This is a genomic window from Microbacterium schleiferi (assembly GCF_015565955.1).
Taxonomy (GTDB): Bacteria; Actinomycetota; Actinomycetes; order Actinomycetales; family Microbacteriaceae; genus Microbacterium; species Microbacterium schleiferi_A.
Genome location: NZ_CP064760.1, coordinates 64,410 through 75,770 on the forward strand (window position 1 = coordinate 64,410; position 11,361 = coordinate 75,770).

General features: G+C 68.4%; 13 protein-coding genes. 8 read left to right on the top strand and 5 right to left on the bottom strand.

Features of this window, described 5'->3' with window-relative positions; translation table 11 throughout:
* Nucleotides 1-144 precede the first annotated feature (144 nt).
* From IT882_RS00325 to IT882_RS00335, 4 genes are all read right to left on the bottom strand, one after another.
* The gene (locus IT882_RS00325) at nucleotides 145-1,113 is read right to left on the bottom strand and encodes a hypothetical protein (protein ID WP_195692689.1); all 969 of its coding nucleotides are present in this window, start codon (nucleotides 1,111-1,113) and stop codon (nucleotides 145-147) included.
* A gap of 57 nt (nucleotides 1,114-1,170) precedes the next feature.
* Nucleotides 1,171-1,302, bottom strand: coding sequence for a hypothetical protein (locus tag IT882_RS16815; RefSeq protein WP_267189853.1), 132 nt, complete (start codon nucleotides 1,300-1,302; stop codon nucleotides 1,171-1,173).
* A 9-nt stretch (nucleotides 1,303-1,311) separates the two neighbouring features.
* The gene (gene purL / locus IT882_RS00330) at nucleotides 1,312-3,684 is read right to left on the bottom strand and encodes a phosphoribosylformylglycinamidine synthase subunit PurL (protein ID WP_195692690.1); all 2,373 of its coding nucleotides are present in this window, start codon (nucleotides 3,682-3,684) and stop codon (nucleotides 1,312-1,314) included.
* Between the two features lie 386 nt (nucleotides 3,685-4,070).
* On the bottom strand, nucleotides 4,071-4,634 hold the full coding sequence (locus IT882_RS00335) for a DUF4395 domain-containing protein (protein ID WP_195692691.1): 564 nt from the start codon (nucleotides 4,632-4,634) through the stop codon (nucleotides 4,071-4,073).
* Between the two features lie 205 nt (nucleotides 4,635-4,839).
* Here IT882_RS00335 and IT882_RS00340 point away from each other — a divergent pair, with 205 nt between their 5' ends.
* Entirely contained in the window at nucleotides 4,840-5,748 is a 909-nt protein-coding gene (locus IT882_RS00340) for a TerC family protein (RefSeq protein ID WP_195692692.1), read from the top strand.
* Between the two features lie 3 nt (nucleotides 5,749-5,751).
* Here the strand turns inward: IT882_RS00340 and IT882_RS00345 are convergent, their stop codons facing one another.
* Complete coding sequence (locus IT882_RS00345) at nucleotides 5,752-6,432, bottom strand: DsbA family protein (protein WP_195692693.1); 681 nt, start codon at nucleotides 6,430-6,432, stop codon at nucleotides 5,752-5,754.
* A 196-nt stretch (nucleotides 6,433-6,628) separates the two neighbouring features.
* Between IT882_RS00345 and IT882_RS00350 the strand changes: the two genes are divergently transcribed.
* From IT882_RS00350 to IT882_RS00380, 7 genes are all read left to right on the top strand, one after another.
* Nucleotides 6,629-7,237: a PadR family transcriptional regulator gene (locus IT882_RS00350; RefSeq protein WP_195692694.1), complete on the top strand. Its 609-nt coding sequence runs from the start codon at nucleotides 6,629-6,631 to the stop codon at nucleotides 7,235-7,237.
* A gap of 107 nt (nucleotides 7,238-7,344) precedes the next feature.
* Nucleotides 7,345-7,716, top strand: coding sequence for an ArsR/SmtB family transcription factor (locus IT882_RS00355; protein WP_195692695.1), 372 nt, complete (start codon nucleotides 7,345-7,347; stop codon nucleotides 7,714-7,716).
* Nucleotides 7,717-7,718: 2 nt separating this feature from the next.
* The gene (locus IT882_RS00360) at nucleotides 7,719-8,699 is read left to right on the top strand and encodes an SRPBCC family protein (protein ID WP_195692696.1); all 981 of its coding nucleotides are present in this window, start codon (nucleotides 7,719-7,721) and stop codon (nucleotides 8,697-8,699) included.
* Between the two features lie 270 nt (nucleotides 8,700-8,969).
* Nucleotides 8,970-9,317, top strand: coding sequence for a PadR family transcriptional regulator (locus IT882_RS00365; protein WP_195692697.1), 348 nt, complete (start codon nucleotides 8,970-8,972; stop codon nucleotides 9,315-9,317).
* Nucleotides 9,318-9,319: 2 nt separating this feature from the next.
* The gene (locus IT882_RS00370) at nucleotides 9,320-9,709 is read left to right on the top strand and encodes a DUF1048 domain-containing protein (RefSeq protein ID WP_195692698.1); all 390 of its coding nucleotides are present in this window, start codon (nucleotides 9,320-9,322) and stop codon (nucleotides 9,707-9,709) included.
* Complete coding sequence (locus IT882_RS00375; protein WP_195692699.1) at nucleotides 9,706-10,533, top strand: ABC transporter ATP-binding protein; 828 nt, start codon at nucleotides 9,706-9,708, stop codon at nucleotides 10,531-10,533. Before IT882_RS00370 ends, IT882_RS00375 begins: the two co-directional genes overlap by 4 nt.
* Nucleotides 10,530-11,291 carry an ABC transporter permease gene (locus IT882_RS00380; protein WP_195692700.1) on the top strand — a complete coding sequence of 254 codons (762 nt, stop codon included), beginning with the start codon at nucleotides 10,530-10,532 and terminating at the stop codon, nucleotides 11,289-11,291. The genes IT882_RS00375 and IT882_RS00380 overlap by 4 nt, the downstream gene beginning before the upstream one ends.
* Nucleotides 11,292-11,361 lie beyond the last annotated feature (70 nt).

Sequence of the window (11,361 nt, forward strand, 5' to 3'; positions counted from 1 at the left end):
ACAGAGGATGCGTCAAGCGCGGCATCGATCGCCTGTCCTCGCTCTGTGCCCGGCCGAGGCGAGGTGGGCGGATGAGGCGAGGGTTCCTCGCGGCGGGCGGGGTGCTCGCGCGGGCGGGTCCCCTCGGTTCGGGCGGGGGCTGGGTCAGGGTCGCTGCGTGCGGGAGGGAACGGGCCAGATGCCCGGAGAGGCGGGGGAAGCGGGCGGCTCGACGGCGGGTGACGTGGCTGCGGGTGGTGTGGGTGTCGGGCCGTCGGTGTCGGTGGCGGGCGCGGATGCCGGAGCCGCCGAACCCTGTGCAGCGGCGGGAGCCGGGGACGAGGCGGGAAGTTCGAGCGCCACGCGCTCCTCGAGGACGGTGATGGCCTCATCCGACACGGCGAGCAGGCCGTCGAGCTCCTCGCGCACGCGCCGGTACGCGAGCTGCCGCTCGGCAGGCGTGGCGGCTTGGTCGATCGCGACGCTCAACAGCTGCTGGGCAGTGTTCAGTCGCTTGCGTTCCTCGGCGGTGAACGACGAGTCGCGAATGCGGCGGGCCTCGCGCTCGGCCAGATCAAACGCGACCTCATAGTCGGTCACCGCGTTGCGGTACTCGGCGAACTGCTCCTTCGAGAGCTTCGCTGTCTCGGACTCGGGGCGCAGGCGATCAGCAACCTTCTTCGCACGCAGGAACGCAGCAGTCAGCGGCTGACGGCCATCGCTCATGGCGGGGAAGGCGATGATTTTGGCGACGTCCAGCTCGTACTCCAGCCACCGCTTGGTCACCGCGTCGTGTGCCGCGAGGAGCTTGTGCAGCGGCGTCACGGATGCCGAACTCGATGCCGTCGCCGTCCGCGGTGCAGCGCCCATGCCGGCGGCAACCGCATCTTCGACGCGCTGCGCGAGGGGGTCCTTCGGTGCCTTCGCCCCGGGAAGGGTGACGCCGATGAGGGGACGGCCGCGGGCGGCGGCCTGTGCGGCGCGGATCTCGCCCTTGGCCTGCAGGATCTCGAGTCGGCGCTTGTGCCTGCGCCGCGCACCGCGCTCCCAGGCGCTGCCGATCATCCCCATGACGCCCATCAAGGGGAAGACGAGCCACCAGTAGCTGCCGAGGAATTGGAACAGCGGTTCCACGCCCTCATGCTAACCGCGCTATCCCCCGCCGGGCACGGGCGAAAGCCGGAAGAGCGCTCAGCCGAACAGCAGCGCGAGGACGGTGGCGCCACCGCCCACGAGGATGAGCGAGACGATCACGACCCACGCGACGATCTTGATGCGGCGCTGTCGGGTCTCGCTGTAGACGTTGGTGTCGTCGTCGGACATGCGATCAGTCTAGAGGGCGGGTTCGGCGATCGTCGGCCCGAACGCGGCTGGCAACGTCGCCTGCGACACGTCGCGCAGCTCGGATGCCGACACGGTGAACAGCCCCTGCACCTCGAGGCTCGGGCCGCTGCCGTCGCCGGGGGCGTCGGTCACGCCGATGCGCAGCACCGGGTAGCCACGGCCCTCGCACAGACCGCGGAACTTGACGTCATCCTCGCGGGGGACCGAGACCAGCACGCGGCCGGTGGACTCCGAGAAGAGGGCGGATGCCGCATCCACGCCGTCGCGCTCGATGATCTCGTTCAGCCAGACGCGCGCCCCGACACCGAAGCGCATGACGCACTCGGCGAGGGCCTGCGCGAGTCCGCCACTGGAGAGGTCGTGCGCGCTGGAGATGAGCCCCTGCAGTGCGCCCGCGTGAAGGAGGTCTGCCAGGCGCCGCTCGGCGCCCAGGTCGACAGCCGGCGGGCGGCCACCGAGGTGATTGTGCACCGTCTGCGCCCACGCCGAGCCGCTGAGCTCATTGGCTGTCACGCCCAGGAGGTAGATGTTCTCGCCGGCATCCTGCCAGCCCGACGGGATGCGACGGGCGACGTCATCGATGATGCCGAGCACGCCGACGACGGGCGTGGGGAAGATCGGCTGGTCGCCGGTCTGGTTGTAGAACGACACGTTGCCGCCGGTGACGGGGACGCCGAGCTCGAGGCATCCGTCGGCGAGGCCATCCACGGCCTGCCCGAACTGCCACATGACCTCGGGGTTCTCCGGGCTGCCGAAGTTCAGGCAGTCCGTCACGGCGACCGGCTTGGCGCCCGTCACGGCGACGTTCCGGTAGGCCTCGGCCAGGGCCAACTGCGCGCCCTGGTACGGGTCGAGCTGGCAGTAGCGGCCGTTGCAGTCGGTCGCGATCGAGAATCCGAGACCCGACTCCTCATCGACGCGCACCATGCCGGCGTCGTCGGGGAACGAGAGAGCGGTGTTGCCGAGCACGTAGTAGTCGTACTGGTTGGTGATCCAGGACGTGTCGGCGAGGTTGGGGCTTGCGACCAGGGCGAGGAACTGCTCGCGCAGCTCGTCCGGCTCGCTGGGGCGCTGCAGCGCTGCGGCTGAGTCGTCGCGGAGGGCGTCGATCCAGGTCGGGTAGGCGACGGGCCGCTCGTAGACGGGGCCGTCGACCGCGACCGTCGAGGGGTCGACATCCACGATCTGCTCGCCGTGCCAGAAGATCTGCAGGCGTCCGTCGCCGGTGACCTCGCCGAGCACGCTCGTCTCGACCTCCCACCGGCCGACGACCTCGAGGAAGGCGTCGAGCTTCTCGGGAGCGACGATGGCCATCATCCGTTCCTGAGACTCGCTCATCAGGATCTCTTCGGGAGTCAGGGTCGGGTCGCGCAGCAGCACGTTCTCGAGGTCGACGCGCATCCCGCTGCCGCCGTTGGCCGCAAGCTCGCTCGTCGCGCACGAGATGCCGGCGGCGCCGAGGTCTTGGATGGCCTCGACGAGGTCGTCGCGGTACAGCTCGAGGCAGCACTCGATGAGCACCTTCTCGGCGAACGGGTCGCCGACCTGCACGGCGGGGCGCTTGGTCGGGCCGCCGTCGGCGAACGTGTCGGAGGCGAGGATGGACGCTCCGCCGATGCCGTCGCCGCCCGTGCGCGCGCCGAAGAGCACGACCTTGTTGCCGGCGCCCGAGGCGTTCGCGAGCTTCAGGTCTTCGTGGCGCAGCACGCCCACGGCGAGGGCGTTGACGAGCGGGTTGCCCTGGTAGACGGAGTCGAACACGGTCTCGCCGCCGATGTTGGGAAGGCCCAGGCAGTTGCCGTAGAACGAGATGCCGCTGACGACGCCGTGCACGACGCGCGCGGTGTCGGGGTTGTCGATCGCGCCGAAGCGCAACTGGTCCATGACGGCGACGGGACGCGCGCCCATCGAGATGATGTCGCGGACGATGCCGCCCACCCCGGTCGCAGCTCCCTGGAAGGGCTCGATGTAGCTCGGGTGGTTGTGTGACTCGACCTTGAAGGTCACCGCCCAGCCCTCGCCGATGTCGACGACGCCGGCGTTCTGGCCCATGCCGACCATGAGGCGCTCGCGCATCTCGTCCGAGACCTTCTGGCCGAACCGGCGCAGGTAGATCTTGCTGGACTTGTAGGAGCAGTGCTCGCTCCACATCACCGAGTACATGGCGAGCTCGCCGCTCGTGGGGCGACGGCCGAGGATCTCGCGGATCTGGGCGTACTCGTCATCCTTGAGGCCGAGAGCGCCGTACGGCTGCTCGCGCTCGGGCGTCGCGACGGCGTTGTCGACGGTGTCGGCTGCTGCTGCGCCTCTCGGCGCGGCGGTGTCGGCGACTGCTCGCGCGGGAGTGTTCGGGGTGCTCACGAGGGGGGACTCCAGTGGTCGAGGATGCCGAGACCGGCGCCAGCGTGCGGGCGCATCCAGTCTATGCCGCGGCTGCTTTCGGGATCCGTGTCACCCGCTGCTCACCTTCGGTCGCAACGGCGCAGATCTTGCTCGACCCGCCGGGCGATGGATGCTGCGGGCGGGGTGTCGCGCAATCCGTGCGCCGTTGCGCGCCCGTGGGTGCTCTTGGCATCCGTGTCGATTCGGGCCGTTGTTTGGTCGCCGCGTTCGGTCACCTTCGGTCGCAACGGCGCAGATCTTGCCCGACACGCCGGGGGACGGGTGCTGCGGGCGGGGTGTCGCGCAATCCATGCGCCGTTGCGCGCCCACGTGCGCAGGCCCGGTCTGCGTCGACCCCGACGACATCACTCGATCGAGTGGCGCTCGCCGCGTGCCGGGGGTGTGTAGGTGCAGGTGTCGCCGGCGCACAGCTGGGGCTTGTGCCTCCCGAATCGGCGCGCGAGCTCGCACCCGACGCAGATGCCGAAGGCCGACTCCGCGAACAACAGCAGCAGGCATCCGGCGCAGATGGTCTGCGCGATCACCGCCGGGAGACCGAGCCATCCGAGAGACAGGCACCCGAGAAGCGCCATGACGAAGCCGAGTCCCCATGCGAACTGCTTCGGTGCGGCATCCACCCATTCGGGTCGCTGCGGACGGGTGATGAGGGTTCCGAGCAGGTGGGTCGGGGTAAAGCGGGTTCCGACGAACAGGCGCAGGAACATCTCGGCGGCGAACAGGATGCCGAATGCCCGCATCCACTGCAGGTCACCGGTGATCACGCCCGACAGCCACGCGGCGAAACCGAGCAGGAACAGGATGCCGGCCGAGGCGCGCACGGCGCGCTCATTGATGACCGGGATGTCTATGCCGTCGACCCACTCGCCGATGACGGGGCGGTCGGTGCGGTCAGCAGCGGGTGGAGCCATGCCCAAATAATACCCTAGGGGGTATAGCGCGTCGGACGCGTTCGACCCGCTTCCCTGGTTCGGTAGCAACGGCGCACGTCTTGCCCGACCCGCCGGGCCATGGATGCTGTGCGCGGGGTGGCGCGCAATCCGTGCGCCGTTGCGACGGGCAGAGGGGGTGGGAGGGGGCGACGGATGCGGGATCCGCTGCCCCTACGCTGATCGCGTGGACTTCTCCTTCGCCTTCACCCCCGATCTGATCGCGGTCTTCGTCACGCTCTTCGTGCTCGAGATCGTGCTGGGCGTCGACAACGTCATCTTCATCTCGATCCTTGCCTCCAAGCTTCCGAAAGAGCAGCAGGCCCGGGCGCGCAACCTCGGCCTGACCCTGGCCATGCTCATCCGCGTCGGCCTGGTCTTCGCGGCGGGCTGGATCATCAGCCTCACCGAACCGGTCGTGTCGCTGTGGGGGATCGACTTCTCGTGGAAAGACTTCATCCTCATCGCGGGTGGGCTCTTCCTGGTCTACAAGGCCGTCACCGAGATCCACCACAAGCTCGAAGGTGCCGAGGAGGAGCACGGTGAGGGCGCGGGTGGCCGCACGGGAGTGACCTTCGGGTCGGTGATCGCACAGATCCTGTTGCTGGACATCGTCTTCTCGCTCGACTCGGTCATCACGGCAGTCGGGATGACCTCGAACATGGTCATCATCATCACGGTCGTGGTGCTCTCGTTCGGCATCATGCTGTTCGCCTCGCGCTTCATTTTCGCCTTCGTCAACGCGCACCCGACCGTGAAGATGCTGGCGCTGTCGTTCCTCCTGCTGATCGGCGTTTTCCTCATCGCCGAGGGCTTTCACATCAAGATCGACAAGGCCTTCATCTATGGCCCGATGGCCTTCGCGATCTTCGTCGAGGCGCTGAACCTCACGTACTCGTCACGTAAGGCCAAGCGGGAGCAGAAGAAGCGCCAGGCCGTGCAGCTGCGGCCCCAGTACCCGGACGTCGACGAGTCGGTCGCCGTTGGCGCCGCGCTGTCGACGGACCCGGCATCCGGCTCGGTCGGCCTGTCGCGCAAGCCCGTGGCCGGGGACGGCGACGCCGGTTCCGCGCCGCACCGGGAGGGTCTGGGCTGAGGCTCAGTCCGAGGCGGCTTCGGCTACCGCAGCGGCGAAGCGCGCGGCATCCGTGCCGTCTTCGTGCACCTCGAATACGGTGCCGTCAATGACCAGCAGCGGGACGTGGTCGACCACCTGATCGGTGCCGGGGATGGGCGCGCCCAGCCAGGCGTCGTTTGCCGCGCTGGCCAGGCTCGCGTCGTCGGTGATCGCCGTCGAGAGATCGGATGTCGCGCCGGCGTCTGCCGCGTAGCCGAGGAGTTCCTCGTCGCTCGGCGAGTGTTCGGCGGTGACCTGGTGCCGCTGGATCAGACCGTACAGCGGCGCGATGGCATCGGTCTCGCCGGCAGCTGCCAGCCCAAAGAGAAGCGCGGCGGCGCGAGTCGAGTAGTCGGTCGTATCGCCGCGCTTGGCGCTCACGTACGTCATCGGATGCAGCGTCCACGTCACCGTGCCGTCGGAGACGAAGTCCGCCAGCTGGTCGCCGATCGCCTCGTCGAGGCTCATGCAGTGCGGGCATGACGGGTCGCTCCACAGCTGGATGTCGACCGCGCCGTCGCCGACGACGATTCCCGCGACCGGGTCCATGGATGCGGGCGTGGGCGACGTCGCTGCTGCGGGCGCGCACGCGACGGCGGCGACCGCGACGACGGGGAGGAGGGCGAGGCATCCGACGACGCGGTGCCGAGGCGAACCGAACACGATGCTGTTCTACGCCGCGAGGCCGAGCGCCGCCAATCGTTCAGCGAGACCTACGACACCGAGCTCGAATGTGGTCAGACCATATGGTGGATTCCGCCAAACGCGCGGCCGGCACCCCAGAAGAGCGCCGCAGTGGCGGTATCCATGAGGGAGCGCGGCAATACCCGGTATGCATATCGCGCGCAGGGAGACACGTATGTCGGTGAGACAGAGCCTGTTGGCGATCCTGGCCCAGGGGCCGTGCTACGGCTACCAGCTGCGGTCGGAGTTCGAGCGTCGCACCGGCTCGAGTACATCCCTCAACGTCGGCCAGATCTACAGCACCCTCGAGCGGCTTGAGCGCGACGGCTTCGTATCGCGGGGCGAGGTCGACAAGGACGGCCACACCTACTGGGAGATCACGGATGCCGGCCGGGCCGAGGCTGCCGCGTGGCTGGCGTCGCCGGTCAGCCGTAGCCTCGGGACGCGGGATGAGCTCGCGATCAAGCTCGCCCTGGCCGCGACGCTGCCGGGCGTGGACGTCATCGACCTCATCCGCGCGCAGCGGCGAACGTCGATGGCGCATCTCGAATCCCTGCGCCGTGCAACCTTCCGCGGCGACACTGGCGGCGGTCCCGAAGAACTCGCCTGGGCACTGGTCACCGAGTCGACGGTCTTCGCCGCCGAGGCGGAGGTGCGGTGGCTCGATCATGTCGAGGACCAGCTGATCGCCCATCCGGCCCGGACGATGGCGCTCGAGATCGAGACGCGGCGGCCCAAGCGGGGGCGGCCCGTCTCCTCGCGGCCGGCGCCGGTAGCCCCCTGATCCTGCCCGTAGGGCCGCGCGGGGGATGGTAGCTAGCGGTGTGCGCCGGGCTTGCGCAAGATCGCAGGGGTTGACGACGGTCTCTGGGCGTCGTAACGTACAATCAAATGGTTGTACAAAAGGACCTCACCGATGACGAGATCGACCGCCTGTTCCATGCGCTCGCGGCCGCGACGCGACGCGACATCCTGCGGCGGACGATCGAGTCAGAGCACTCCGTGTCGGCGCTCGCGGGCGACTACGACATGTCGTTCGCCGCGGTGCAAAAGCACGTCGCCGTCCTCGAAGAGGCCGGCCTCATCATCAAACGGGCGGAGGGGCGCGAGCGTCTGGTTCGCGCCGATCCGACCATGATCGCCCGGGCTCGCGCGCTTCTTGCACGATACGAAGACCTCTGGCGCGCCCGCATCCGACGGCTCGATGATCTCCTCGCCGAGCCAGCCGGACCCCCGACATCCGCCACCACGAAAGGGAACTGACCATGCCCGTCACCTCTGTCACCACCGATCCGGAAGCGCTCACGATGACGCTCGTGGGCGACTTCGCCGCGCCCGTCGAGAGGCTCTGGCGCGCGTTCACCGAGCCCGCGCAGCTGGAGCGGTTCTGGGGGCCGCCCGGCTGGCCCGCGACCTTCACCGCGTTCGACCTCACTCCGGGTGGACGGGCGCAGTACCAGATGACCAGCCCGCAGGGCGAGGTCTCGCGGGGCGGCTGGGAGTTCATCGCCGTTGACGAACCACGGCGGTTCGAGGTGCTCGACTCGTTCCTCAACGGCGACGGAGAGGTGCTCGAGGGCACCCCCACGATGCGCGTCGAGTTCCTCTTCGAGGGCACCGCTGAGGGCTCGCGGCTCACGAACATCACCTACTTCGATTCTCTCGATGCGCTCGAGCAGATCGTCGAGTTCGGTGCCGTTGAGGGCTCGACGCTCGCGATCAACCAGCTCGACGCCGTGCTGCAGGGCCTGCGCGAGCACGCACAGGGCACGGGCACGCGGACCGAGATTCTCAGCGACACCCATGTGCGGATCACCCGGCTGATCGACGGACCGCGCGAGCTCGTCTGGCGCGCCCACACCGAGCCCGAGCTGATGAAGAAGTGGCTGCTCGGTCCCGACGGATGGCGAATGACGGTGTGCGAGATCGACCCCACCGTCGGTGGTCGCTACCAGTACGAGTGGACGCCCGACGACGGTGTCGAGGGTGAGGCATTCGGGTTCGATGGCGAGACGTTGGTGAGCGAGGCTCCGAAGCGCGCGGTCACGACCGAGCACATGACCGGCACCGACTTCCCGCCGACGCTCAACGACCTCTCGCTCTATGAAGAGGACGGCGCGACGCTCATCACGGTGCTCATCGAGTATCCCGACAAGGACACCCGCGACATGGTTCTCGCCACCGGCATGACTGACGGCATGGAAACCAGCTACGCCCGCCTCGAGAGGGAGCTTTTGCCGGCCTGAGTCGCCGCCCGCGGCATCCGCTGCGCCCGCCCCGCTGAGCCCGGCCCCGGTCCCCGCCCTGGCGTGGCCGCCGAGACACAACCTGGCGCGTGAGCCGCGGGTCCGTCCGTCGCGCGAGGTGGTGTTTCACGCGAAGGGTCATGACACGCCGTTGCCAACCGGCAGGGTGCGGCGTGTTGTGACCCTTCGGCGTTGGACGAGGGCTTGCGGACTCAGTACTCAGTGTTACTATCTACCAGTAGTAAGTAATGCTGAGTAGTGAGGATGCCGATGGGCAAGCAGATGACCGAGATGCTCAAGGGCACGCTCGAGGGCATCGTTCTCGCACTTCTCGCCGTCGGGCCGGCGTACGGATACGAGATCACGGCGCGGCTGCGCGAGCGCGGCTTCACCGACATCGCGGAGGGCACGATCTACGCACTGCTGGTGCGGATCGAGCAGCGCGGGCTCGTGGATGTCGAGAAGGTGCCGTCCGAGAAGGGACCTCCCCGCAAGGTGTACTCCCTCAACGATCGCGGGCGCGACGACCTCGAGGAGTTCTGGCGCACCTGGAGCTTCCTCTCGGAACGCCTCGATCAGCTCCACACCACCGAGGACCACACCGAAGGGAGCGACTAACCATGGCCGCGAAGTGGATCGAGCTCGTGACGGGCTCACTGGATGACAAGCGCCGCTGGCGCGCGTACAAGGAACGCGTGAAGCAGTTGCCGGCCCCGTATCGCACGGCAGTCGACGGCATCGAGCGCTATCTGATGTACGTCGGAGGAACGGCCGACGGCGGGCCCCTAATGCTCGCAATGGTCGACGACCTTGCCGACCTCTTCGAGCGCGCCGCCGTCGACGGAACGCCCGTGCGCGAGATCGTCGGCGACGACCCGGTCGCCTTCGTCGAGGACTTCAAAGCGAACTACGGACTCGGATCGTGGATCACGAAGGAACAGCGACGGCTCATCGACGCGATCGCCGAGGCAGAAGCTGCCGCCTCCACCGGCGCGGGGGATACGCCATGACCGCCGCAACAGCTGCCCCGGCATCCGCGATTCGCGTCTCGGGCCTCACGAAGTCCTTCGGCCCACTCGACGTGCTCCGCGGCGTCGACCTCGACGTGCCGACCGGGTCGATCGTCGCTCTGCTCGGCTCCAACGGCGCGGGCAAGACGACGCTCGTGCGGATCCTCGCGACCCTCACGCACCAGGATGCCGGCGCCGCCGTGGTCGCGGGCGCCGATGTCACCGCCGATCCCGCCCGGGTGCGCGAGACGATCAGCCTCACCGGACAGTTCACCGCTGTCGACGATGTGTTGACCGGTCGCGAGAATCTGGCGCTCGTGGCGCGGCTGCGTCACCTCCCCGATCCGCGGGGGATCGCCGATGCGTTGCTGGCCCGTTTCGGATTGACGGATGCCGGAACTCGCCCCGCTGGCACCTACTCGGGCGGCATGAAACGGCGCCTCGACATCGCGATGAGTCTGATCGGCAACCCGCCGGTGATCTTCCTCGACGAACCCACCACGGGCCTCGATCCCCAGGCGCGGATCGAGGTGTGGGATGCGGTGCGTGAGCTCGCCGCCGGCGGAACCACTGTCTTGTTGACGACCCAGTACCTCGACGAGGCCGAGCACCTCGCCGACCGGATCGCGATCCTGCACGAGGGACGGATCATCGCCGACGGCACGCTCGCAGAACTCAAGGCACTTCTTCCGCCCGCCACCGTCGAGTACGTCGAGAAGCAGCCGACGCTCGAAGAGGTGTTCCTCGCCATCGTCGGCACACCCGCAGGCGCCCGCGCAGGCGCAACGGATGCCGACACCCCCGCGCCCGAGGAGGCGAAATGACCACGCACGTGATCGCCGATACGACGGCGTTGACCACCCGGTCGCTCCGGCACATCCTGCGAAGCCCCGACACGATCATCACGACAGCAGTCATGCCGATCGGCATCCTGCTGCTGTTCGTGTTCGTCCTCGGAGGCGCGATCGATACCGGCAGTCAGTCCTATATCGACTACCTGCTCCCCGGCATCCTGCTCATCACGATCGCCTCGGGGGTGTCGTACACCGCCTATCGGCTGTTCCTTGACCTGCAGGGCGGGATGTTCGAGCGGTTCCAGTCGATGCCGATCGCCCGCTCCAGTGCCCTGTGGGCGCACGTCCTGACCTCGCTCGCGGCGAACCTGGTGTCGCTGGCGATCGTCATCGGGGTGGCGTTCCTCCTCGGCTTCCGCTCCGGTGCCGGAGTACTCGCGTGGCTCGCCGTCGTCGGCATCCTGCTGCTGTTCACCCTGAGTCTCACGTGGCTCGCGGTGTTCGCGGGTCTCGCCGCGAAGTCCGCAGACGGCGCGATCGCGTTCTCCTACCCGCTGATCTTCCTGCCGTTCATCAGCTCGGCGTTCGTGCCGACCGACACGATGCCTGGGCCGGTGGCCTGGTTCGCCGAGTATCAGCCCGTGACGCCGATCGTCGATACGATCCGGGCTCTGCTCGCGGGCCAGCCCGTCGGCGCCGACATCTGGATCGCGCTGGCCTGGATGCTCGGCATCCTGATCGTCGGGTACGCGCTGGCGATGCTGCGCTACCGTCGCCGCACCCGCTGAGCCCGGCCCGGCCCGCGGATGGCCGGTCTGGCCGCCGGTCTGGCCGCTGAGACACAACCTGGCGCGTGAG

Bases quoted from the DNA above. Each gene is read 5' to 3' on its own strand.
- IT882_RS00365 (WP_195692697.1), top strand. From the start codon at position 8,970: ATGGGCAAGCAGATGACCGAGATGCTCAAGGGCACGCTCGAGGGCATC.
- IT882_RS00360 (WP_195692696.1), top strand. From the start codon at position 7,719: ATGCCCGTCACCTCTGTCACCACCGATCCGGAAGCGCTCACGATGACG.
- IT882_RS00350 (WP_195692694.1), top strand. From the start codon at position 6,629: ATGTCGGTGAGACAGAGCCTGTTGGCGATCCTGGCCCAGGGGCCGTGC.
- IT882_RS00355 (WP_195692695.1), top strand. From the start codon at position 7,345: ATGGTTGTACAAAAGGACCTCACCGATGACGAGATCGACCGCCTGTTC.
- IT882_RS00375 (WP_195692699.1), top strand. From the start codon at position 9,706: ATGACCGCCGCAACAGCTGCCCCGGCATCCGCGATTCGCGTCTCGGGC.
- IT882_RS00335 (WP_195692691.1), bottom strand. From the start codon at position 4,634: ATGGCTCCACCCGCTGCTGACCGCACCGACCGCCCCGTCATCGGCGAG.
- IT882_RS00370 (WP_195692698.1), top strand. From the start codon at position 9,320: ATGGCCGCGAAGTGGATCGAGCTCGTGACGGGCTCACTGGATGACAAG.
- IT882_RS16815 (WP_267189853.1), bottom strand. From the start codon at position 1,302: ATGTCCGACGACGACACCAACGTCTACAGCGAGACCCGACAGCGCCGC.
- IT882_RS00380 (WP_195692700.1), top strand. From the start codon at position 10,530: ATGACCACGCACGTGATCGCCGATACGACGGCGTTGACCACCCGGTCG.